This is a genomic window from Olsenella sp. Marseille-QA0557, from assembly GCF_965119725.1.
In the GTDB taxonomy this organism is placed as follows: domain Bacteria; phylum Actinomycetota; class Coriobacteriia; order Coriobacteriales; family Atopobiaceae; genus Coprovicinus; species Coprovicinus avistercoris.
Genome location: NZ_CBCPMI010000001.1, coordinates 873,509 through 896,084 on the forward strand (window position 1 = coordinate 873,509; position 22,576 = coordinate 896,084).

21 protein-coding genes and 3 tRNA genes are annotated in these 22,576 nt (G+C 51.9%); 15 read left to right on the top strand and 9 right to left on the bottom strand.

What is annotated here, in order from left to right; translation table 11 throughout:
• Both ACQY6Y_RS03965 and ACQY6Y_RS03970 read right to left on the bottom strand, forming a co-directional pair.
• Window positions 1-1,038: an FhaA domain-containing protein gene (locus tag ACQY6Y_RS03965; protein ID WP_428379016.1), complete on the bottom strand. Its 1,038-nt coding sequence runs from the start codon at window positions 1,036-1,038 to the stop codon at window positions 1-3.
• A gap of 2 nt (window positions 1,039-1,040) precedes the next feature.
• Complete coding sequence (locus ACQY6Y_RS03970) at window positions 1,041-2,861, bottom strand: serine/threonine-protein kinase (RefSeq protein ID WP_428379017.1); 1,821 nt, start codon at window positions 2,859-2,861, stop codon at window positions 1,041-1,043.
• An 83-nt stretch (window positions 2,862-2,944) separates the two neighbouring features.
• On the opposite strand from ACQY6Y_RS03970, the gene ACQY6Y_RS03975 reads away from it, so the two are divergent.
• A tRNA-Leu gene (locus ACQY6Y_RS03975) sits at window positions 2,945-3,031 on the top strand.
• A gap of 63 nt (window positions 3,032-3,094) precedes the next feature.
• Here ACQY6Y_RS03975 and ACQY6Y_RS03980 read toward each other — a convergent pair.
• On the bottom strand, window positions 3,095-3,304 hold the full coding sequence (locus tag ACQY6Y_RS03980) for a DUF6724 family protein (RefSeq protein ID WP_428379018.1): 210 nt from the start codon (window positions 3,302-3,304) through the stop codon (window positions 3,095-3,097).
• 174 nt (window positions 3,305-3,478) lie between these two features.
• Between ACQY6Y_RS03980 and serS the strand changes: the two genes are divergently transcribed.
• A complete protein-coding gene (serS, locus tag ACQY6Y_RS03985) occupies window positions 3,479-4,765 on the top strand; it encodes a serine--tRNA ligase (RefSeq protein WP_428379019.1) in 1,287 nt (428 codons plus the stop codon).
• A 93-nt stretch (window positions 4,766-4,858) separates the two neighbouring features.
• On the opposite strand, the gene ACQY6Y_RS03990 is transcribed toward serS, so the two are convergent.
• Window positions 4,859-5,908 (bottom strand): dipeptidase, encoded by a 1,050-nt coding sequence (locus ACQY6Y_RS03990; protein WP_428379020.1) that lies wholly within the window; start codon window positions 5,906-5,908, stop codon window positions 4,859-4,861.
• A 117-nt stretch (window positions 5,909-6,025) separates the two neighbouring features.
• On the opposite strand from ACQY6Y_RS03990, the gene ACQY6Y_RS03995 reads away from it, so the two are divergent.
• On the top strand, window positions 6,026-6,436 hold the full coding sequence (locus tag ACQY6Y_RS03995) for a hypothetical protein (RefSeq protein WP_428379021.1): 411 nt from the start codon (window positions 6,026-6,028) through the stop codon (window positions 6,434-6,436).
• A gap of 32 nt (window positions 6,437-6,468) precedes the next feature.
• On the opposite strand, the gene ACQY6Y_RS04000 is transcribed toward ACQY6Y_RS03995, so the two are convergent.
• The 3 genes from ACQY6Y_RS04000 to gluQRS all read right to left on the bottom strand — a co-directional run bounded on the left by ACQY6Y_RS04000 (window position 6,469) and on the right by gluQRS (window position 7,931).
• Window positions 6,469-6,545 (bottom strand) — tRNA-Arg (locus tag ACQY6Y_RS04000).
• A 179-nt stretch (window positions 6,546-6,724) separates the two neighbouring features.
• Window positions 6,725-6,815, bottom strand: a tRNA-Ser gene (locus tag ACQY6Y_RS04005).
• Window positions 6,816-6,896: 81 nt separating this feature from the next.
• Complete coding sequence (gene gluQRS / locus ACQY6Y_RS04010) at window positions 6,897-7,931, bottom strand: tRNA glutamyl-Q(34) synthetase GluQRS (RefSeq protein ID WP_428379022.1); 1,035 nt, start codon at window positions 7,929-7,931, stop codon at window positions 6,897-6,899.
• Window positions 7,932-8,169: 238 nt separating this feature from the next.
• On the opposite strand from gluQRS, the gene arcC reads away from it, so the two are divergent.
• A complete protein-coding gene (gene arcC / locus ACQY6Y_RS04015) occupies window positions 8,170-9,138 on the top strand; it encodes a carbamate kinase (protein ID WP_428379023.1) in 969 nt (322 codons plus the stop codon).
• A gap of 81 nt (window positions 9,139-9,219) precedes the next feature.
• Here arcC and ACQY6Y_RS04020 read toward each other — a convergent pair whose 3' ends face one another.
• On the bottom strand, window positions 9,220-9,900 hold the full coding sequence (locus tag ACQY6Y_RS04020; RefSeq protein ID WP_428379024.1) for a GNAT family N-acetyltransferase: 681 nt from the start codon (window positions 9,898-9,900) through the stop codon (window positions 9,220-9,222).
• A 153-nt stretch (window positions 9,901-10,053) separates the two neighbouring features.
• Here ACQY6Y_RS04020 and purH point away from each other — a divergent pair, with 153 nt between their 5' ends.
• The 7 genes from purH (at window position 10,054) to ACQY6Y_RS04055 (ending at window position 17,095) form a co-directional block, all read left to right on the top strand.
• Complete coding sequence (gene purH / locus ACQY6Y_RS04025) at window positions 10,054-11,673, top strand: bifunctional phosphoribosylaminoimidazolecarboxamide formyltransferase/IMP cyclohydrolase (RefSeq protein WP_428379025.1); 1,620 nt, start codon at window positions 10,054-10,056, stop codon at window positions 11,671-11,673.
• Window positions 11,674-11,761: 88 nt separating this feature from the next.
• On the top strand, window positions 11,762-12,478 hold the full coding sequence (locus ACQY6Y_RS04030; protein ID WP_428379026.1) for a hypothetical protein: 717 nt from the start codon (window positions 11,762-11,764) through the stop codon (window positions 12,476-12,478).
• Between the two features lie 106 nt (window positions 12,479-12,584).
• Complete coding sequence (locus tag ACQY6Y_RS04035) at window positions 12,585-13,220, top strand: QueT transporter family protein (RefSeq protein ID WP_428379027.1); 636 nt, start codon at window positions 12,585-12,587, stop codon at window positions 13,218-13,220.
• Window positions 13,217-14,485, top strand: coding sequence for a glycosyltransferase (locus ACQY6Y_RS04040; protein WP_428379028.1), 1,269 nt, complete (start codon window positions 13,217-13,219; stop codon window positions 14,483-14,485). The genes ACQY6Y_RS04035 and ACQY6Y_RS04040 overlap by 4 nt, the downstream gene beginning before the upstream one ends.
• A complete protein-coding gene (locus ACQY6Y_RS04045) occupies window positions 14,485-15,801 on the top strand; it encodes a sensor histidine kinase (protein WP_428379029.1) in 1,317 nt (438 codons plus the stop codon). The genes ACQY6Y_RS04040 and ACQY6Y_RS04045 overlap by 1 nt, the downstream gene beginning before the upstream one ends.
• Window positions 15,802-15,872: 71 nt before the next feature.
• Window positions 15,873-16,592, top strand: coding sequence for a LytR/AlgR family response regulator transcription factor (locus ACQY6Y_RS04050; protein ID WP_428379030.1), 720 nt, complete (start codon window positions 15,873-15,875; stop codon window positions 16,590-16,592).
• A gap of 14 nt (window positions 16,593-16,606) precedes the next feature.
• Window positions 16,607-17,095 carry a metallophosphoesterase family protein gene (locus ACQY6Y_RS04055; RefSeq protein WP_428379031.1) on the top strand — a complete coding sequence of 163 codons (489 nt, stop codon included), beginning with the start codon at window positions 16,607-16,609 and terminating at the stop codon, window positions 17,093-17,095.
• A gap of 66 nt (window positions 17,096-17,161) precedes the next feature.
• Here the strand turns inward: ACQY6Y_RS04055 and trxA are convergent, their stop codons facing one another.
• The gene (trxA, locus tag ACQY6Y_RS04060) at window positions 17,162-17,482 is read right to left on the bottom strand and encodes a thioredoxin (RefSeq protein WP_428379032.1); all 321 of its coding nucleotides are present in this window, start codon (window positions 17,480-17,482) and stop codon (window positions 17,162-17,164) included.
• 236 nt (window positions 17,483-17,718) lie between these two features.
• On the opposite strand from trxA, the gene ACQY6Y_RS04065 reads away from it, so the two are divergent.
• The 4 genes from ACQY6Y_RS04065 (at window position 17,719) to ACQY6Y_RS04080 (ending at window position 22,561) form a co-directional block, all read left to right on the top strand.
• A complete protein-coding gene (locus tag ACQY6Y_RS04065; RefSeq protein WP_428379033.1) occupies window positions 17,719-18,294 on the top strand; it encodes a hypothetical protein in 576 nt (191 codons plus the stop codon).
• A 125-nt stretch (window positions 18,295-18,419) separates the two neighbouring features.
• Window positions 18,420-19,292, top strand: coding sequence for a methylenetetrahydrofolate reductase (locus tag ACQY6Y_RS04070; protein ID WP_428379034.1), 873 nt, complete (start codon window positions 18,420-18,422; stop codon window positions 19,290-19,292).
• Window positions 19,273-20,076 carry a vitamin B12 dependent-methionine synthase activation domain-containing protein gene (locus ACQY6Y_RS04075; protein ID WP_428379035.1) on the top strand — a complete coding sequence of 268 codons (804 nt, stop codon included), beginning with the start codon at window positions 19,273-19,275 and terminating at the stop codon, window positions 20,074-20,076. The genes ACQY6Y_RS04070 and ACQY6Y_RS04075 overlap by 20 nt, the downstream gene beginning before the upstream one ends.
• Window positions 20,069-22,561 (top strand): homocysteine S-methyltransferase family protein, encoded by a 2,493-nt coding sequence (locus tag ACQY6Y_RS04080; protein ID WP_428379036.1) that lies wholly within the window; start codon window positions 20,069-20,071, stop codon window positions 22,559-22,561. Before ACQY6Y_RS04075 ends, ACQY6Y_RS04080 begins: the two co-directional genes overlap by 8 nt.
• Window positions 22,562-22,576: the final 15 nt, after the last annotated feature.

Genomic DNA, 22,576 nt, shown 5'->3' on the forward strand with positions numbered 1-22,576 from the left:
CTAGTTCTCCCGGAACTCTAAGTTCGTGAGACCCAGCGTGATGAGGTCTCCGCTTCGAAGGGCGCACTCGTCAACATCCACATCATTCACGAGTGTGCCATTGGTGGAATTCAAATCGGCAATTCTCCACGTGCGACCATCGTAGGAAAGCTCTGCGTGGCGACGTGAGACATTCGGGTCGCGCAGTACCACGCCACCGCGATTGCGCTCACGGCCAATAATTGCACGTGGGCTGGTGACATTGTAGGTCTGACCCGTTTTGCGATCGATAAGCATGCAGGCAGCTGCAGGGGCAGCCGGACGCGCAGAGGCTTGTGCGGGCTCCTGTTGCTGAGAAGGACGGCGCACCGTTTGAGGTACAGGTGCTGCAACAGGATTCGGGACAGGCTGCGGCGTTGCGTGTTCTGAAAGAAGCATGGGGTTATTTACTTCGTTTGCAGGAAGCACATCAAGTCCATCCGCCTCAGGCGCAAACTCTTGTGGTACCGCAGGAGGAGTGGGCACAGGCTCTTGAGGAGGAACGGCAACTTGCGGAACACGCGCACGAGCGGAGCTGCGCGGTGTGGGGGATGGTGCTTGGCGGCGAGCTGCAGCAGCAGAGCGCTGCTCTGCAAGATCCGGCGCCTTCTCGAGAAAGCTAATCTCTTCGGCGCGCAGGCGTCCGAGGGTACGCGCATCAACATTCTCGGCAAATACGGAGAATTTGCCACTGCGCAGTGAGGGGTCAACCATAAAGCGCACAAGCGGCTCTCCTACAAAGGTGTAGCCCTTCGATTGTGCTTGCCCCTCAACGAACTGAGCAATCTCGTTGGTCAGCGCGCCATAGAGCGGACGCATGACAGCATCATCGGCGGATGAAACAAGGATGGTATACAGACCCGGGGCAGTATCCACCCCGTTGATGACGTAGGTCTCTTTTTCCATTTCCTTAGCTGCGCGCTTGGCAAGCTTCTTAAAGGAAAATGGCTCGGTATAACCCTGTGGCGAGGTGCCAAACACGCTCGCAATACGATCCTCGAATACGTTGAAGAAGTTCATCGTTATGTCTCCTGCCTGGCGTTAGACGGTCCGAACGAGACCGTAGTGACGCACATAAACACACACAAGAGTACCGCAACAGCCACTGGCACGGCTTCCGGAGCGACCCATATACCGCCATTCTCCACCCGTCCTACGAGAAGTTGCCCTCCAAGCGCAATGAGAAAAGCGGCAATTTGACCAGTAATTGCTAAGCTTGTCTTTCCTCTAGATGCAAAAATACTTCCTATAGCTGCAGCAAGAACAAGGGTGATTCCTTCAAGTAAGTTTGAAGGTGTAGTAATGATGCTCATTAGCGCTGAAGCGAGCGTTTCGGTGTTAATGAGGTGTGCAGAAAGCGCCTGAGAAAGAAACCATGAGAGAGCAGCCGTTGCTCCCGCCTGGAGTGGGTTGAGTGCTGCGGCGCTCAGGGCCACCGAGGCTATGGGTTGTCCCAGAACACAGGGGAACAGAAGTGCGCAAATACTTTCATTTTTTGTGCGGGCGACAAAAATCCACCAGGCACCAAGAGCAATAACGAGGCCGATAAGTGCAAAAGCGCCTATTGGCGTGAGTGTGGCCTGAGCGGGCCCAGTGGCGCCCATAGCAAAAGAAACAGCAATGCAAGCAAGTGCCAAGCCCGATCCAAGAGGTGGAAGCAAAGCTCCACAAAGGGTGCAAATACCAATCGCAAGGATTGTTGGAACCACACCAGGAAGAACGAGCGTGCTTGCGGCAAGCCATCCAGCCCAGCCACATAAACAGGCCGAAGCAGTACGCACAATAAGAGAGGGAAGCCATGGTGCGCGCTCGGCAAGAGGTAGCCGGACGCCATGGTACACAGCGCCAGTTCCCTCATCTTCATCATCAAGCTGATCGAGAAGGTCTTGGAGCGAAGCGAGGCCATTGTCACTATTTCCAAGAGCTGGTACTGCCTCTGCGGCAAACTGTTCAACCGATGGAGTTCTATAGGCTGGCGTAGGCTCCAGCGCAGCTTGGAGTGCGTCGGCGGCTTCATGCCCGCATTCAAGACGAATCTGTGCAAGTGCTTCGGTGGCACCGCGAGAAATGAGGCGCAAGGATTGCTCGGCTGTTGGAGCCGCGAAAGGACGTTTGCCGGTAAGCGCTTGCACAAGGCAGACGGCAAGAGCGAACAAGTCGCAACGTTCGTCCACAAGCTCGCCCTGAATTTGTTCGGGAGGCATATACCCGACGGTGCCGCCTCGAGCGTCGCCATAGCCGGTAGCTGAGGCGAGGGTTGCCATGCCGAAATCTCCAATTTTTGGCACGCCCGAGCGATCGATAATAATGTTTGCCGGCTTGATATCGAGGTGAAGCACGCGGTTCTTGTGGGCATATTCAAGTGCAGAAGCAAGGTTGCTCAACAGATACGAGCACTCATCGGGTGTGAGCACACCACCTTCTACGCGTGCAAGCAGCTCAGCAAGGGTCAGCCCGTCGACATACTCCATCACGAGATAGGCGTATTCGCCATCCCACTCAAAATCATGGACACCAACAATATTGGGATGAGAAAGACGGCTGGCATAACGCGCTTCACTCAAGGCTTCGTCAACGGTGGAGGCGGCAAGATCATCGTCAAGATTGCCAAGAGGCATGCATTTAATGGCAACCCGCCTCTGAAGACGTGTATCCCAACACACTTCTACCGTGCCAAAACCGCCTGTTCCACGAGTTTCTAGAACACGATATCTGCCTAAAAGTGTTCGCGCCTGCTCTTCAAGCTGTTCCTGGGAGATTGGCGATTGACGCACAACTGTATGAGCGCGCACGCTGTGATGCGTCGCACCTTTTGAAGGGATGTGAGAAGAACTGTTCCGCACGGTATCTCCGTTCGATTGAAGTGCGTTATCTCCGATTTACCGCTTGCGAAGATTGCCAAGAGACGCTAAAATTCCCTGTGCACGCGGGCGTGGCGGAATTGGCAGACGCGTACGGTTCAGGTCCGTATGAGGGTTCCCTCATGAAGGTTCAAGTCCTTTCGCCCGCACCATTACAAATGAAGGCCTCAGCAAACGCTGGGGCCTATTTTGTATAGGTTCACAGTCGTGCAAAACTACTCGTCATCATCGTCATTGTCATCCCAGAAAGAGAACAGGCCGCCCTCATCCTCTTCTGATGCCTCATGGTCGTAGTACATCTTTTTGCCACGTCGTTCTAGGATAAAGGCAATAATGAGGCAGATGATAATGCCGCCCACCAGCAGGCAAACTACGCCCGACCTGGTTGAGAAAAGCCATGTGAAAAAGTTGTTAATGGCGTCCATAGTTTTGACCCCTCAGCTTGTTTGATTAGCGTGCGTATCGCTTCTGCGCTAGTTTCGCACGGTCACACAAGTATATACTTGACGCGCAGCTAAGCTTGCAACCCTGGCACTGTGGAGATTTTTGCAGTGCCCTGAAACTGCGCACTATAGAGCTCCAAGAAAAGGTGGAACGCAATGCTCGACATTAAGTTTGTGCGAGAAAATCCAGATATTGTGGATAAAGCTTGTGAGTCTAGGCAAAACGCTCATTGGGATCGCGAGCGTTTCTTCGAATTGGATGAAGCTCGTCGCTCTACCATTGCCGAGGTTGAGCAGCTTCAGGCAGAGCGCAATGCTGTGTCCAAGCAAATTGGCCAGCTTATGCGTGAGGGTAAGAAAGAAGAAGCGGAAGCCGCAAAAGCTCGCGTTGCAGCCAATAAGACTCGTATTGCTGAGTTGGATGATCGCCGTAGCCAAGTAGAGCAAGAGCTCTTTGATTTGGTTGCCGCCATTCCTAACATTCCAGATCCGTCGGTTCCGTACGGCAAAGATGATTCGGACAATCCCGAGGTTCGTCGTTGGGGTACGCCGCGTGAGTTTGATTTCGAAGCTAAGGCACATTGGGATCTTGGCCCATCAACCGGCATGATCGATTTTGATCGCGGTGTAAAGCTTGCTGGTACACGTTTTTATCTGCTCGGAGGAATGGGTGCTCGTATGGAGCGCGCGCTCATCAACTTCTTTATTGACATGCATACAAAAGCAGGATTTAAAGAGTGGTGGCCTCCGGTAATCACAAATCATGACAGTCTGTTTGGTACCGGTCAGCTGCCAAAGTTTGAAGACGATCTCTACCACGTTAACCCCGATCTGTACCTCATTCCTACAGCAGAGGTTATGCTCACCAACATCCATCGCGATGAAGTCTTGGATGGCTCACAGCTGCCGCTTTGGTATACCGCCTTTACGCCGTGCTTCCGTGAAGAAGCCGGCTCTGCAGGCCGTGATACGCGTGGTATTATTCGCGTCCACGAGTTTGACAAGGTCGAGATGGTAAAGTTTGCTCGCCCTGAGGACTCTATGAATCAGCTTGAGAGCATGGTTGCAGAGGCCGAAGCATGTCTTCAGGCACTTGGTCTGCCCTACCATGTTGTGACGCTTTGCACAGGCGACATTGGCTTCTCTGCCCGCAAGTGCTACGACATCGAGGTATGGCTGCCCAGCTATAACGCCTATAAGGAGATTTCTTCCTGCTCTAACTGCTGGGATTTCCAGGCAAGGCGTGCAAATATCCGCTATAAGGACCCCTCTGAGTTTAAGGGCACACGCTTTGTGCACACGCTGAATGGCTCTGGTTTGGCCGTTGGCCGTACGATGGCTGCCATTATGGAGAACTATCAGAATGCAGATGGATCGATAACGGTGCCAGAAGTGCTTGTTCCATATATGGGTGGCGTTGAAACCATTCTTCCGGAGAAATAAGCAAAGATTCTTTAAGAGGCTTGCTCACAAGTGGCCACGTCAGAGTATTTCTGGCGTGGCCACGTTCGTACTTAAATGAGAGTCTCAGGGCAATCAGATAAGCTCGTCTAATTCTTGGGCCTGTTTACGTGCGTCTTCGTCGTCCATTTCATTGCGGATAAAGAACTCATAGGCATTGTCGAAAAAGAGTCGCTTGGCAAGGTAGGCGCCGTAACGCTCTTCAGCCATCTGGAAAAGATTTTGCATGCGAGTGCAGGGATCAAGCCAGCTGGGTGTATCACACCCATCGTAGTCGCTCCCAAGCGAAATAGTTTTTGATCCGCCGAGATCAAGCCAATGGTCGATATGAGCGAAGAGTTCTTCCGGCGTGGGATCTTTCGTTGCGCTGATGAACCAATCACAGAAATTGAGCCCCACAATACCGCTAGCGTCGCGAATAAATTTAAATTGATCGTCTGTGAGGTTGCGAGGTACATCGCGAATAGCGCGAGAGTTGGAGTGGCTTGCAACAAAGGGGCGACGTGCACAAGCGGCTACATCTGCAAAGCCCTCATCGTTGAGATGTGAAACATCAACGATGATGTGGCGGGATTCAAGCTCAGCAATGGCACGACGGCCAAATGAAGTAAGGCCTTGGTGCGTGTCGTGTCCTGAACCCAGGGGATTAGCGGCATTCCAGGTGAGTGTGACCATGCGTACACCTGCCTGAGCTATAACGTCAAACATGTCATCGCGTGCTGCCAGCAGTTTTCCATTTTCGATGGTGAGAATGCCGCAGGTGCGACCGCTGGAGAGAATGGGTTCGATCTGATTAGCTTCACGTGCAACAGCGAGGAGATCTGGCGAACGCTTTACGTGCTCCTCTAAGGTGCCTGAGACTATCTTAAAAAAGTCTACTGATTGCTCAGGAGTGAGTGTGTCGGGAATAAATACAGCAAGGCACTGGCACCAAGAAAAATCAGACATTGCTTCGAGAGACAAGTGGCCTGGGCTCGTTGCAAAATCTCGTAAAACACCAGGCTCAACAGGTGTTTGTGGGTCAATTTCATATGTGATGCTTCCACCGTTGAGGTTGCCTGGCAAAATGGGCCATGCAAGACGATCGAGCGTATCGGAGTGCAAATCAAAGACGGAAACTGGCATAAAATCTCCTTTCTCTGAAGCGATTATATCGTCATATGGTTCTTAAAAAAGAAAGGAACACATGTTCTATTTGTACTCATAAGGCGCTATAATTGACGTACGAAGAGGGAGGTAGCAGTGGACGATACAACTCAATCAAAAAGCACATCTTTACAAGCAGCTAAAGCGGAAAAGCAAACGCACAAGAAAGCGGCCTTAGAGTTGGAAGAAGAGAAGTGCCAAATAGTTATTCGTCCAAACGAAGGCGAGGCCGTTGCCATCATAGAGAAGACTGAAGGACCACTTACCCAAGAGGTTTATCAAACGCCAACACATAAACATGGGGTTGTTATAAGCCTGCAGGTGCTCAGGAAACTGTTTCAGCTGCAATCAGATGAGTCGATCAGCTTTAGGGCGCTCTCACAAGAAATGCAGCAACAAGAAACAAAACTCGTAGACCTGCTTGATGAGATGGATAGGGCGGATCTTGGCTACTCCTATTTCACTGAATTTGGAAATGATGTTGTTTGGCGTCCGAATAAAAGATAAAAAAAGCCGGGACAAGCCCGGCCGAAAATTCGTGGTGCGGCGTATAGGATTCGAACCTATGACGTTCTGATTCGTAGTCAGACCCTCTATCCAGCTGAGGTAACGCCGCGTGCACGGATAATAGTGACATCATGTCAAAGGCGTGTCAAGAGAAAAGTTAAAAAAGTCCGATTAAGTTTGAAAAAAGTTGAGCAATCAACGCATGGTATGAAGACACTTGAAGGACGCTGAGGAATAGAAATAAACCCTCATCCGGAATAGCAGACGAGGGTTCACATAAGTTGCAACTGGCGGAGAGCTGGGGATTCGAACCCCAGATTCCCTTTAGGGGAATACTCGCTTAGCAGGCGAGCACCTTCGGCCTCTCGGTCAGCTCTCCGGATATGCGTAGGAATAATACTCCAGAACATGCCTTCAGGACAACTCATCTTTTAAAACCGCACACAAACGGTTTGAATATTTATTCAAAAAGGCTGGTATCTACGGTAATAGTCTCATTAAGTTTTGCGATTGTTTCCCATGAAAACTGAGGAATAAGGTCGTCGGGTGTTACCTCTTCACCTGCTGGAGCCAGATGTGCAAGGTGCGCAAGAGCACCAATGATCTGTTTGGGACGAATATGTTGGTCCCGTAAAGCTCCTATATCAAGATCACGGTTTCGTTTAGAAAGTCGGCGGCCATCTGGAGCAACGAGCAGTGGAATATGCGCATAGATAGGATGACTAAAACCTAGGAGTTCCTGGAGATACATCTGTCGGGCTACCGATCCGAGCAAATCTCGTCCTCGAACAATCTGCGTTATACCTTCATCACCATCGTCCACAACCACAGCTAATTGATATGCAAAAACACCATCGCTTCTCCGAACGAGAAAATCACCGCAATCACGAGCAAGATCTTCTGTGCATATGCCAGCTACCAGATCGTCGAAGGATATACGTGCTGCTGAACTGTCTTCATCAGGTACGCGAAGTCGTGTTGCGGCAGAGCATGTCTTAAGCTTACGCGCAATTTCTTCTGCGGAGAGATTGCGACAGGTTCCTTGGTAGATGTAAGTGCCATCAGACGCATGTGGTGCAGTTGCTGCATGAAGCTCTGCTCTCGTGCAAAAACAGGGATACGTATAGCCCTCCTTTTGCAGGTGTTGCACTGCATCCTGGTAGCGCTCGAGATGGTCACTCTGATAAATGGGTCCTTCATCCCAGGTAAGCCCAAGCCATTCAAGGTCGGTGAGCAGTAAATCAGCGGCGTGAATATCGCTGCTTCGCGGATCAAGGTCCTCAATTCTGAGCACAATGCGTCCATTTGCTGACCGCGCGCCGAGCCAAGCGAGAAGGAGCGAAAAGACATTGCCAAGATGCATGCGACCAGATGGTGTTGGAGCAAAACGCCCAACAACTGGTTTGGAGCTGTCTGTTTGAGAGATGGGGAAGCTATTCTGATCTAACAAAGCTGATAGTCCTGTTGTATCCGCTGCGGTAATCACGTCCACCATGGTAGCGCACCGGACAAAGTTGCTTTTCTCGGGAAGAGCTTATCTGTATCGGATTGGGCTATAGCGGGGAAGTATCCGAATCAATAGCGGGAAAAGCCGTTCCCCTAAGATTGCATAGAACCGTCGATATGAGCATATTTCATACTATATACTCGCGCTGTTAATACGGCTTTAATGCCGCAATGAGTATTCTTTTGTAGGAGCAAAATACAGCAAGAATCGTTCTGGAGGAATTGCCATGACAAAGGCATTTGGGAAACCCGATCGTGTTGTTATTGCGCTGGGAGGCAATGCGCTTGGCGATACGCCTGAGGATCAAATTCGTCGAGTTCGTGAGGTTGCTCCAGCACTGCTTGGTGTTATTCAGCAAGGCAATGAAATCATTATCACGCACGGCAATGGCCCTCAGGTTGGCATGATCCAGAAGGCATTTGCAACTGCTCATGCTGCTGACAATTCCATCCCCGCGATGGATCTCCCAGAATGCGGAGCTATGTCTCAAGGCTATATTGGTTATCATCTGCAGCAGGGTTTGGGCGTTGCAATGCATAAAGCATATAAGCGTTGGCATGTTGCAACAGTGGTAACCCAAATTGAGGTTGATCCAGACGATCCAAGTTTTGATAACCCCACAAAGCCAATCGGTCAGTTCCTCACAGAAGAAGAAATGAAAGAGGAGAAGGTCGCACATCCAGACATGACCTATGTGGAGGATTCCGGCCGTGGCTGGCGCCGTGTGGTGGCAAGCCCTGAGCCTAAGAAAATTGTTGAGGCCGACTCCATTTTGAATCTGCTCGACAATGAATTCATTGTTGTCGCATGCGGTGGCGGTGGCGTGCCTGTGGTGCGCGATTACTCGGATAAGGGTGCCTATAAGGGCGTTGCTGCCGTTATCGACAAGGACATGGCAGCTGAGCTTCTTGCCGAGGATTGCGACGCAGACGTGCTCTTCCTTCTCACTGCTGTAGAGCATGTTGCCGTGAACTTTGGTAAGCCCAATCAGCGCGATTTGGATGAGATTACCGCTGAAGAAGCTCAGCGTCTTGCCGATGCAGGCGAATTCGGAAAAGGCTCTATGGAGCCCAAGGTTCGTGCGGCCATTAAATTTGTAAACTCTCGTAAGGGCAGGCTCTGCATCATTGGCTCGCTTGATAAGGCATCAGAAACCATGTCTGGCCTTTCAGGAACACGCATCATTTCCGCATAAGCGTTTTATAGATTTTCTCGGTGTGTCAATCTGTTTGTTGGCACACCGAGAATGCTTCGAGGTAATCCTCAAGACCTGCCTTTATAAGGTTCCCTCATACACAAAGTAAGAAAATGCGCGAGCAGCATCATCGTCTGGGAGTATAAGTGTATCTTCGGCGATGCGCGTCAGCCCAATATGCTCGTAAAATTGCCAATCGCATCCTTCGTCAGTGGATAGGCGATAACGGGATGCTCCGGCAGCCTTTATCAGGGAAAGACCGGCCTGCATAAGGCGACGTCCAAGGCCAAGACCGCGTGCTTCAGGTGACAAAACAAGAAGCTGAAGAATACCTACAGAGGTTCCGTCATCCTCGAGCGTGCGATTCATGAGCACATCTTCGGCAGCACAAATGGGATCAGGACAAGCGCTTGCGCCATCTAAGGCCTGAGCTTGTTCTACAAAAGCAGCATGGCGCTTTTCCCACACTTCAGCATTAAGCGCTCCGCCAAAACTTGCATCGCCTTCAGCTGCTGTGGGCAGCATAAGATCAGATGTGAGTTTTACAAGGCACAGGCCGATTGGTTTTGATTGTTCAGCAACAATGCCCCAGGTCGCTTCCGACAAATGGTGAGAAAGTTCCTCAGATCCTTGCAGAAGAGAGAGCTCACTACTGCTCTCAGAGTGCCATAACTCTGCAAGCAGCTCGGCAAACGACGCGAAGTCACTCTCATTAAAAGGCCGCAGCGCTACAGCGCTCTGCGATGGGTCGGTTGTTGTCATACATACCTCCAAAAATTTCGGTATACATGCTGTTTAACGCAACTCAGGGATGTTTAAGCCCGCTGTCAGATGCTATCGTGTTTGTGTGTACAACCCAACCCCTCAATAGGGTTGGCTGTCGATACTTTTCTGTAAGAACTCAAAGGAGGGTCCATGGCGGCAAGCCCCATTAGGCGCGCACTCGTGTCGGTAACCGACAAGACCGGCGTCGTCGAATTTGTCAAAGCTCTTGAGGACGAGTTTGGTGTCGAGGTGATTTCTACTGGTGGTACTGCTCGCGCGCTCGAAGAGGGCGGCGTCCATGTGGTGCCCATTGAGCAGTACACGGGCTTTCCTGAGATGATGGACGGGCGTGTAAAAACACTCCATCCCAAGGTGCACGGTGGCTTGCTTGCAAGGCGTGATAACCCCCAGCACATGGCAGAGGCAGAAGCTCATGGTATTGGCATGATTGATCTTGTCTGTGTCAACCTGTATGAGTTTGAAAAAACGGTTGCTGCGCCCGACGTTACGTTTGCCGACGCTATCGAGCACATTGATATTGGCGGCCCTTCGATGCTGCGCTCTGCAGCCAAAAACGCTGAGTCGGTAACAGTGGTGTCTGACCCTGCAGATTACGACACCATTCTTGCAGAGATGCGTGCAAACGATGGCTGCACCACTCCTGAGCTGCGTCGTCGTCTTCAGCTCAAGGTGTATCAGACCACGGCTCACTATGATGCAGCCATTGCTGCCTGGCTTGCAAAGCGCTTTGATGCAGAGTTTGCAGAGAACACCGAGGGTGCTCCTGCTGAGATTGATCTTTGTCTCGATAAGGCACAGGATTTGCGCTACGGCGAGAACCCCCAGCAAGAGGCTGCGGTGTATCGCTTCACGGGCGACTTTGCAGATATGGGAACTTCTGAGCATCCGCTCGTTGGTGCCCAGCAGATTCAGGGTAAGCCGCTTTCGTACAACAACTTCCTGGATGCCGATGCCGCATGGAACCTGGTTCGTGAGTTTGATGATCCGGCATGCGTTATCCTCAAGCACCAAAATCCCTGCGGTTCTGCTGTGGCAGAGGATGTTACCACTGCTTATGACCGCGCTTTTGCCTGCGACCCGAAGAGCGCCTTCGGCGGCATTATTGCGTGCAACCGCGAGGTTCCCTATGAGCTGGTGGAGCATTTCGCAGACGAGAATAAGCAGTTTGTCGAGGTTATCATTGCGCCGTCGTTCTCAGAAAAAGCGCTTGAGCGCATGGCCAAGCGTCCCAACCTCCGCGTACTTGCAACCGGTGGAGCAGGTGGACACGCTCGCTATGAGCTGCGTTCGGTAGATGGCGGCATGCTGGTTCAAAACGTGGATAGCGTAAACGAGGATCCGGCAACCTTTACGTGCCCAACTGAGCGCAAGCCTACGCCCGAGGAAATGGACGAGCTTATGTTCGCATGGCGCGTCTGCAAGGGTGTGAAGTCCAACGCTATTCTCATTTCCAAGGGCAAAGCTGGTATCGGCATGGGTCCTGGCCAGCCAAATCGTGTTGATTCGGCACTCCTTGCGTGCGAGCGTGCCGATGAAGCATGCGAGCGCATGGGCGTTGAGAAGGGCGGCTATGCCTGCGCTTCTGATGCCTTCTTCCCGTTCCGCGACAATGTGGATACGCTTGCCGAGCACGGTGTGACCTGCATTATTCAGCCGGGCGGCTCAAAGCGCGATGACGAAAGCATTGAGGCTTGCAATGAGCATGGCATTGCCATGGTGTTTACTGGACATCGCCACTTCCGCCACTAATGGCGTCCAAGGCGTGCTAACGTAGGCATCTCTCGTAATGAGGGCGGGGTCTTGGGCCCCGCCTTTTTTATCAGTGGAGGTGTAACGCATGGGAGATACAGCTGTTGGATATCCAGGCGATTCTCAAGAAGCAATGGAGCAGCTTGAGGCCTTTACGCTTGGAACACCTGCCATTGTGTGCCGCTGGCGTCTTGCTGGATCAGAGCTGCCGTTGGCAAAACGCCATCTTCGTGCGCTTGCTGCCCGTATGGTGCAGGGCAAAAAGATTCCGCATGCTCTTGTCGCCTGGGCACATCAGCATATCGAATGGACCTTGTCTGCTGGATCGGCAGAACAGCCCGACGGAGTTCTCATGCTTGTGGTTGATGACGAGGGACGCGCAGCAATGAGCTGCGGCCCTTATGTGCCACTTCGTAAGCAAACGACAAGATCGCTTGCTCAACGAGCTGTAGCGGCACGGACAGAAGCGGAGGAGCTTGGCGTTGCGCCAGAAACGCTCTGGATTCGCCGAGGAGAAGGACTTGTTGCCGGAATTGGAACAGGTGAGCAGCCATCCGCTTCGTGCGGGCTTGTATTGGATCTTGCTTCAACGTTGGGCATTCCCGTAAGCCGATCGGCCAACACGGCAGAGCCAATCGCTCAGGGCGTTGGCGAATACGATGAGGTGTTTTTAGTATCAGATGAGCATGGCATTGTGCCGGCTCGGGATGCAACGGGCGACATGGCAACGCGCTTACAAGGCTCATACAACCGTTTGCTCGAACGCACGCGTGAACAATCTTCTCGTCATCGCGTGCAGCATTGAGAAGCGTATAAGATAGAATGAACACAGAGAGTCAAGACATGTCCGATGGACGGACTAAGAAAAGGCTTTTATCGGCCAGAAAGTTGGTGTAAACGTGGAGAAGCGCATGACAGACAGCGTAGTTGAAAATAACCTCCGTGCGCGTCGTATTGCACGTGTAGGCATGATAGCTGCTGCTTATGCCGCTGCTTCATTGGTTGCGCTGATGTTTTTAGGCGGTCTGGCATGGGGACCGGTACAGTTCCGTATTTCTGAAGCCCTTTGCGTGTTAGCGCTCTTTTCAGCAGATGCTGTTCCTGGTCTTGCCATAGGTTGTGCCCTTGCAAATGCTGCCAATATCGTTTTGGGTGGCACTGGCACGCTTGGCCTGCTTGATGTTGTCTTTGGCACGCTGGCAACTGCTATTGGAGCAGCTTTTACTTGGCGTATGCGTCGTCGTCCGGCGCTTGCCCTTCTTGGGCCAGTTATTGCTAACGCTCTTATCGTCCCTGCTTATTTACCGCTTATGCTGCAGGGAATGGGCTTTTATACCATTCCGTTTACGACAATTGCTTTGGACGGACAGTATTTGCCCATGTATCTGTTCGGGCTGATTTCTACTGGTATAGGTGAAGCTGTTGTTATGTATGTGTTGGGACTTCCGCTTGCTCGCGCACTGAAACGTTCTCCTCTTGTCGAGCAGCTCGAAGAGCCCGAGCATAACGATGCTTCCACGACTTCTCAGGGTGGCGCAGAAAAATGAACCCAGCCATCGTCATCCCTACATATTGGGAATCCGACGATGTCCCTTGCGACCTGCACGAGCGTGGGTCATATGACCATGCAACATCGGTAGGTCGTCCCGTTCCTGAGCTTGAAAAATGCCTTGCATCACTTGAGCAGGTTCGTGGTGTGATGCGCGTTATTGTGCTTGTGGTGGCACAGCCTGAAGTGCGTAAATCGGCGCGCGCCCGTGTTGATGGTATTTGTCGTTCGCACCCACAGCTTAACCTGCTTGTAATTGGTGCTGCGGAGGCACAGCTTGTCTCATCGGCCGTAAATCGTATAGCGCCCAATATGGATGGTGAGACCATCTCACTGCGAGGGTATGGCGCTATTCGCAATATGGGCCTGTTGGTTGCAGGTATTTTGGGTTACGACATCGTTGTGTTTATGGACGATGATGAGGTGGCTGAGGATCCCAATTTTCTTATAGATGCTGTATATGGACCGGGCATGAAAAGCTCAGACAATACGCCCATTCAGGCTAAGTCGGGATACTTCTTAAACCGCGATTCCAGCCCCTTTGCTTCAGATCATGTGGCCTGGTATAACCGCCAATGGAGCAAGCATGAGGGCTTTAATGCATGGATGAAACGTGCGCTTGATGAAAATACACCGCGCGTCATACGCTCAAATGTATGTTGCGGCGGCTGCATGGCGCTACATGCAAGCGCATTTACTGAGGTGCCCTTCGATCCGTGGATTACGCGCGGAGAAGATTTAGATTACTTGCTTAACCTGCGTCTTGCCGGCAAGGACTTATGGTTCGATTCGGCTTGGCATGTGCGGCACTTGCCGCCTCCTACCCGGCATATGCCTGCGCGATTTTTGCAGGATGTCTACAGGTGGATGTATGAGGCCGCAAAACTCGAGCGAGCTAATAAGCGCATTGATGTTCAACGGACATCGCCATCGTCTTTGGATCCATATCCGGGGCCATGGCTTATGCCAAATGTGACGTCACGCATTGCGTGGACATCACTTCTTCGTGCCATTGGTTGCCCGGAAAGAAAAGAATATTTTTGGATATTCCAGCATGGGCGTAAAGAGGCTGCGGCCTATGCAACTGCGAATGCCGAGCGTTATTGGCCGTTTGTGGCCTGCTGGCAGCAGGTTGCTGCCGAATTGTGGGACGATTCATTCCTTGCGCGTCGAATCATTGCGCGCGGTACTCCGAAGGCTCCCACACCTTCGCATACTACGAGCTGGATGGAATTGACAAATAATATCGGAGGAACCTTGTGATGGGTTGGCTTGAGCGGCATTTTGTTGCCGTAATGGGTGCTTCACTCGTTGCTGCAACGCTGCTTTGTGCACTCGCAGTTCCCAGCATGCTTCAGAGCGGCTTAACACCGCTGTTGGCAATGGGTTTGATTTTGCTGCTGGCGGTATGTTTGGGCGATGTTGCGTTGTTGGTAGTTCCAGATGAGCTGCGCGTAAGCGCTACTCAGCGAACACTTCGCCTTACCTCCAATGTTCTCGCGCACACTTCAGGTGGCCTTACCAAAGAGAATTGCCAGGCGATATGCCAGCTGCTTCTCCCAGAAACAAAAGCCATGGCAGTGGCAATGACCGATACCGAGGTGGTATTGGCGTATGTTGGCGAGTCGTCGAGCAACTATCCTCCGGGAAGTCCTATTAGCACACCTGCTACCTACAAAGTGCTTGAGAGTGGAAAGCTTGAAACCTTTACGTCGCTCGTTCCCGAGACGAGTGGAGACCCGCAGGACTTAGGAGGGGTTGTGCCTGCTGGCATTGTCGTGCCGCTTATCGTGGGCGAGACGACTATCGGCACGATTAAGTTTTACTATCGTCACCGCCGCGATATGGATCGTGCTCAGCTTGCAATTGCACATGGTTTTGGTGAGGTACTCTCCACACAGTTCTCGGCAGCAGAGCTTGATAGGCAGGTAGAGCTTACGGCAAAGGCCGAAGTGAAGGCTTTGCAGGCGCAGATAAACCCTCACTTTTTGTTCAATACCCTCAATACCATTGCCGCACTCACACGCACCGATCCTACACAGGCGCGCGATCTGCTCCGAGAGTTTGCAGCTTTCTATCGTCAAACACTGGAGAACTCCGAATCGCGTATTTCTCTTGCGAGCGAGCTTGAGCAAACAAGACGTTATCTCAAATTTGAGCATGCTCGTTTTGGTGAGGATCGTATTATTGAACGGGAGCACATTGCACCCGGATGCGAAGATCTCCCCGTTCCCGCATTTATGGTTCAGCCTCTGGTCGAGAATGCGGTACGACACGCAATGCGAGATGAAGGGCCGCTTCACATTGATATTCATGTTGCACGGGATGAGGATGACGTGCTCATTTCGGTGACTGATGATGGTTTAGGTATGGATGAGGCAACCGCTGAGCGCTTGCGATCGCGCGCGGCAGGGCCTGACCGTAACAATCCACGCGGTACCGGCATGGCACTACGAAACGTTGCGGAACGCGTGAAGAGATTCTATGGTAGTGGTTCGGGACTTGAGATTATGTCAAGGCCAGGCGAGGGCACAAGCGTGACAGTACGTCTTGCTGGTGTTGCCTCGGAGTTGGAGTAGCTGAGTCGTCCGCTGTGCGGGCGCGCCCTGTGGAGTCGCCGTTTTTTGGACGGTTGATAGGAGGATGTTAGATGTTGCATGCCATGATCGTTGACGATGAAGCCCCAGCCCGTTCTGAGCTCCGTTTCCTCTTGGAAGAAACGGGCCGGGTTGACTCAATCGTAGAGGCTTCAAGCGCTCGCGAGGCTGTAGAGAAGCTTATGGAAGGCCGTCCTGACGTGCTCTTTATGGACATCTCTATGCCAAAGACAAGCGGTACGCAATTGGCTGAAGCTCTGCACAAGCTCAAGAATCCGCCTGCAGTTGTATTTGTAACCGCCTATAGCGAGTACGCTCTTGAGGCTTTTGATGTCAATGCGGTTGACTACCTGATGAAGCCCGTTGAGACCGAGCGTTTGGTACAGGCCCTCGATAAGGTACAGGAGCGTATCCGTCCACAGCAGGCAACCCGTACTTCAGTAGAGCGCATTCCTGTTGAGAAGGGCGGCCGCAAGGTACTGGTTCCTATCGACCAAATTCGCTACATCGAAGCGAAGGATGACTATTCCTGCATTTATACAGATACCGATCGCTATCTCTCCACTACATCTCTGGCTCAACTCGAGAATAAGCTGGCGCCCCATAATTTCTTCCGCGTCCACCGTGGCTACATTGTGAATCTCGACTATGTTGAGGATGTTGAAGTGGTCTCGAGTGGCATTCTGCAGCTCGGCATTAACGGTGTTGAAGGTAAGAAAATCTCTGTCTCGAGGCGTCGTGTTGTGCAGCTTAAACGAGCATTAGGGCTTTAGAGAGGCATCACAAAGTGGACGACCACGAGAACAAGATAGTAGTAGGTGTTGTAAGCGATACCCACGGCTATCTCGATGATAAATTGCTCGAAGCGCTCGAAGGCTCCGACATCATTGTGCATGCGGGTGATATTTGTTCGCGAACAGACTATGAGCGGCTCTGCAAGTTAGCCCCTGTGTATGCCTGTCTTGGCAACAACGATTACAGCTATGCCTATGGTCCAGAGGTTCGTGCTTTCACAACTGCCCATATTGGTGGTTTGCGTTGGATGATTTGCCACTATCGCGAGCGTATTGATCCGCGTGTCTGTGATGTTGCCATTTGCGGACACACGCACCGTCCCTTTATTAAAGAGGAAAAACGCTGCCTGATTATGAATCCTGGCAGCCCCACGTTTCCGCGTACCATACTAGGTCCCACCTGCGGAAGAATTGTTGTTTCTGATGGCAGCGTAGTCGACGCAGAGATTATTCAGCTCGACCCTCCTGGAGCAGATAAATAACGTATAGCGTGAGAAAAAGAGGGCTTCCGATTTCGGAAGCCCTCTTTGGTTAACCGTGTGTATTTCTTAAATGAATGCCTTGAGCTCGTCGAGCAGGGCTGCCTTTGGCATGCTGCCGACCATGCTGTGAACAGGCTTGCCATCCTTAAACACAATAAGTGTTGGGATAGATACGATATGAAAATCTGAAGCAAGATCCGGTTGTTCGTCGACATTGCACTTGTACACTGCGAGCTTGCCCTTAAGCTCGTCAGCGACCTCTTCAACAATAGGGCTCAGTGCACGACATGGTCCGCACCATGCAGCCCAGAAGTCGATAAGCACCGGAACATCCGAACCAGAGACGACGGAAAGGAAATTCTCTGAGGTGATTGCCTGAGCAGCCATTGCTTCCTCCTTTTAGCGACCGCGCTCGCACAAAACGAACGTCGGGGACCTCTATTTTGAACGTGGGTAAACGCTCAGAAATAAAATTCATGGGCTCTTACCCTTGCTAGTTGAAACGCTTATACCCACGGATATACAAGTTTTATCGCATCAAATCGAGCAATATAGTGTGAATGGTATCTGAAGGGCGCGAGATAAAATACGTTCAACCAAAGCAGAGCAGGGCAAGGGGATCAATGACGAGTGAGAGAGAAGAAATCCGCGAGGCGTATCTTGTAAAAGCACGTCATGAAATCAATAACCTGGTTGAACGAGGCGTTGTTATGGATGGCAATGCGTTCTCAAGTGTGCTGCTTATAAAGGGTGATTTTGAGAATTCGAAGGGCGCGCAAGCTGAGAAAAGCTCAGAACATCAACCATTGCTTTCAGATGCTGAGAGCAAAGCATTGCACGCGGCGCTTCAAGCACTTGGTTATGCGCCGGAAGATTGGATGGTTCTTTCCACGATATGCGCAGACGGAAGCAATCTCAAAAACAGCCTCTTGAGGGAAGCTATCACCACATTAGATCCCGAAACACTGGTGCTTCTTGATGAGCCTGCGGCTGCCTCTGTTCGTGAGGCCTACGCAGCAGAGCTTGCGGAGCTGCCAAATTTTGATGACGCTATGCTTCGGCCTGGGACATTGGTCACAATACTTGGGATGCGCGTGCTGGCACTTGGTGGTTTTGCAGCAGCGCTAGGAGATAGTCATCAAAAGCAGATCATGTGGCACTATCTGAAATCTATCCCACCGTTGGGCGAGCCTTACTAACAAACGGTTTGATAGCAACATTACGTTATCGGTAAGGTTAATTGATATTGAATAAATCGCGTTCGTTGCTGTAGCGGGTTCCCATCGTTCTGCTATGCTGTTCCGAACATTTGAGGAGGAGCCGCATGAAGATTGCAGAAGCCCTTGCAGCAAAACAAACATTTTCGTTTGAGATTTTTCCTCCCAAAGGAGATTTCTCTGTAGAAGAAGCTACAAAGGTGGCCGGTGAGCTTGCCTTTTGTAATCCTGACTTCATCTCTATAACGTTTTCTGCTGGCGGTTCTGGCAACTCTGGAAATACCGCTGCCATTGCTGCGCGTATCCAACAGGAAAATCCACATGTCATGACTATGGCGCATCTTACCTGTATGGGTTCAACGCGGTCTGAGGTGGACGCATATGTGAGCCGCTTGCAGGCCGATGGTGTAGAAAATGTCTTGGCGTTGCGTGGCGATCCAATTCCTGGCCGTGAACCGAAAGACTTCTCCTATGCATGTGACCTCATTTCCTATCTAAAGGAACGAGATCCAGAGCTCTGCATAGGCGCTGCATGCTATCCCGAGGGTCATGTGGCGTGTGAGGATTTCTCACGCTCCATGGAGCATCTCAAAGCCAAGCAAGATGCGGGTGCGGATTTTCTCGTTTCTCAGCTTTTCTTTGATAACGAACTGTTCTATCGCTTCCGTGATGCGTGCGATCGTGCGCGCATAAAAATTCCCGTTGTGGCTGGCATCATGCCGTTTACCAGCGAGAGCCAGGTTAAGCGTATGGCGTTTACCTGTGGAGCAACTATCCCAGCCAAACTTATAAAGCGCCTGCTTGCAACTGGAGAGGATCCTGCAAGTGTCCGGAGGGCAGGCATTGAGTTTGCCTGTGAGCAGCTTGTTGACCTTTCGCGCAATGGTGTAGATGGGCTGCATGTCTATACAATGAATCGACCTGAAGTGGGACGGGCGGCACATGACGCCCTGGTAGAAAGTGGCTATTTGGCATCCTAGCGCTTCAGATGTCAACAAGAAGGCATCTGTTGCTTCATCAGATAACAACCTCATAGCAGAAGATAGGAGCCTCCCTGCGGTTGCAGACTATCCTGTTGAGTCGGTGCCCTATGACGAGGTCTTTCGCTATCTTGGTATGAGCACGGGTACGCCCGACAATGCGCTGCAAGAAAAGGTTGAACAAGCAGCCGAGCGGGCATTGGCGCTTGCACGCCCGCGTGCTGCTCTGCGGGTGTTTCGTCTTCAAAATACGCAACCCATCTCACTTGAGGGTTCGCGCCTCAAACTTACAGGCAGCGATATCCAACAATTTTTGATGGGCGCACGCGAAGTTGCCGTGTTTGTCGTTACGCTGGGCATCGCAATCGATCGAGAACTGCAGCGACTGTCGGCAACGAGTGCCTTGGACGAGCTTGTCTTTGATGCCGTAGCAACAGCTCTTGTTGAACGAGCTGCCGACGCGGTGAGTGCGCGTGTGGTTGCATATGCGGCCTCGCAGGACATACATGCAACAGGGCGTTTTAGCCCGGGGTATGGCGATTTGCCGCTCGATTGCCAAGCGGATCTACTTGCCAGCGTGGATGCCATGCGTCTGCTTGGCGTTACGCTTACCGCATCAAACCTTATGGTGCCAACAAAGAGCGTTTCGGCTGTTATGGGCATTGGTCAAAACGTGTCTGCAGGCACAGACGATGGCGTGGCAAACCGTGAAGGCGCTTGTAGGATTTGTAAGCTTCGAGATTTTTGTGCGCTGCGAAAAACGGGGAGGACCTGCCGTGGCTAACAAGCTAAAAATTGCCGATAAACACCTAGCAGAGGTGCTCGCTGGGCGAGAATCTCTCCTCTTCGATGGGGCGATGGGTACACAGCTGCAGGCCGCAGGTCTTGCTGTGGGTGAACTTCCCGAACTGCTCTGTCTTGAGCAACCCGATTTGGTGCAAAAAATTCACCAGACGTATGTTGAAGCTGGAGCAGAGGTCGTAACGACAAATACGTTTGGGGCGAATGCTTATAAATTGGGCGATACAGCGCGTGTTCAAGACGTGTTTGATGCTGCGGTGGCGTGCGCTCGAAAAGCTGGCGCTCGTTATGTGGCAGCCGACATTGGTCCAACAGGCGCTTTGTTGCGTCCTTTGGGAACTCTCTCGTTTGACGAGGCATACAAGCTGTTTGCTGAAGAGGTATGTGCTGCACAGGCAGCGGGTGCCGATTTTTTCATCATAGAAACTATGGCGGATTTGCTCGAGGCAAAGGCGGCGGTTCTGGCATGCCGAGAAAACAGTAATCTGCCGGTATTTTGCACCATGACTTTCGGTGAAGATGGCCGCACATTTCTCGGAACGACACCTGAAGTAGCGGCGGTCACCCTTGCTTCGCTTGGTGTTGATGTGGTGGGCATTAACTGCTCGTTGGGCCCTGATGAGGTTGCGCCGCTCGTTATGCGTATGCTGCCCTGGGTTGAGTGTCCTGTTATGGTGCAAGCAAATGCGGGTTTGCCCTGCGTGGTAGATGGGGTTACGACCTACCCTGTGGGGCCCAAGGAATATGTCCAGTCTTTGCAACCGCTTGCCGAAGCTGGCGTTCGTATTATGGGCGGCTGCTGCGGAACAACGCCTGCGCATATTCAGGCAATGCGAGCTTTGCTTAACAGGCGTGCTTCCGTTGAGGATGAAAAGAACGCAGATTCCTTAACAGAACAAGTGGATCTTGATGCTCATAGGAATGATTTTCGTGTGACAAGCGCGCGCGAGCTGTTCTCCTTAGCGCCTGGATCGGTGGGTGTTATCGGCGAGCGCATCAATCCTACGGGCAAGCGCAAGCTCAAAGAGGCCTTGCGTTCCGGCAATTATGATTACGTGCTTGGCGAGGCAGTAGCGCAAGAGCAAGCGGGTGCGGAAGTGCTTGACGTAAATGCGGGCCTTCCTGAGATTGATGAGCCAGCAACTATGGTGCAACTGGTGGAACGCCTCCAGAGCGTGACGTCGCTGCCCTTACAAATTGACTCAGCCGATCCGTCAGCCATCGAACAAGCGGTTCGAATTTATCCCGGAAAGCCCATCGTAAACTCAGTTAATGGCAAGCAAGAATCACTCGAAACAATACTGCCAATCGTGGCGCATTATGGCTGTGCGGTAGTGGGGCTCACGTTGGACGAAGCGGGAATTCCCAACACTGCCGAGGAAAGACTGGCCATTGCGCAAAAGATAGTCGATGCCTGTGATCGTGCAGGGATTCCACGACGCGACGTGCTTATCGACTGCCTTACGATGGCGGTATCCACCGATCAAAAAGCAGCCGGTGTAATTCTCGACGCTATTCGGCTCGTGAAGAAGAACATTCCTGGTGTGAGATGTGTGTTAGGTGTTTCAAATGTGAGCTTCGGCTTGCCTTTCCGCGAGCTTATCAACGCAACGTTTTTATCGGCGGCGTTTGCTGCCGGCCTCGATCTCGCCATTATGAATCCTTTGTCGCAGCGCTTTATGGATGCGGTGGCAGCATGGCGCGTGCTCAACGGGCAAGACGTTGCAGCGGCCGACTATATTGCCCACAATGCCGGGCGGTCTGATAAGAAGCCTGTGGCTGCAGGCGCCGCCAACCAACAGTCTGATAGCACAAAAAGTCCGGAAGCGGCATCTGCTTCTGAGCGGGCACATACGGCAGTAGTGGAAGGCCGCGGAGATCCGTGCGCCCAGGCAGTTGAGGAGCTTTTGGCTTCCCATGAGGCGCTTTGGGTCATCAATGAGGTTCTTATCCCCGCACTCGATGAGGTGGGAGATAAGTTTGAAAAAGGAACGCTGTTCTTGCCGCAGCTTATGGCATCGGCTGAGGCAGCTAAAGCAGGGTTTGAAGTGGTGCGTTCCTCGGTGAGTGCTGCCGATGTTCCCGATAAGGGCGAAATTGCTCTCTGTACGGTGAAGGGCGATATTCACGACATTGGTAAGAATATTGTTCGAATGCTGTTAGAAAACTACGGCTACTACGTGCGCGATTTAGGGCGCGATGTCGATCCTCAAGCGTTTGTGGATGAAGTGGTTGCGCATCATATTCAGCTTGCGGGATTATCAGCGCTTATGACAACGACGGTTCCGGCCATGGCTGAGACCATTGCGCTTTTGCGTAAGCAGGCCCCTTGGTGCAAGGTCGTGGTTGGAGGGGCGGTCTTAAACCCAGAATATGCCCAGATGGTCGGCGCTGATTACTATGCGAAAGATGCTGCCGAAACAGCGCGTATCGCTGAGGAGGTTTTTGGCGAGCAGATACATCATTAAGGGTGATAATAAAGA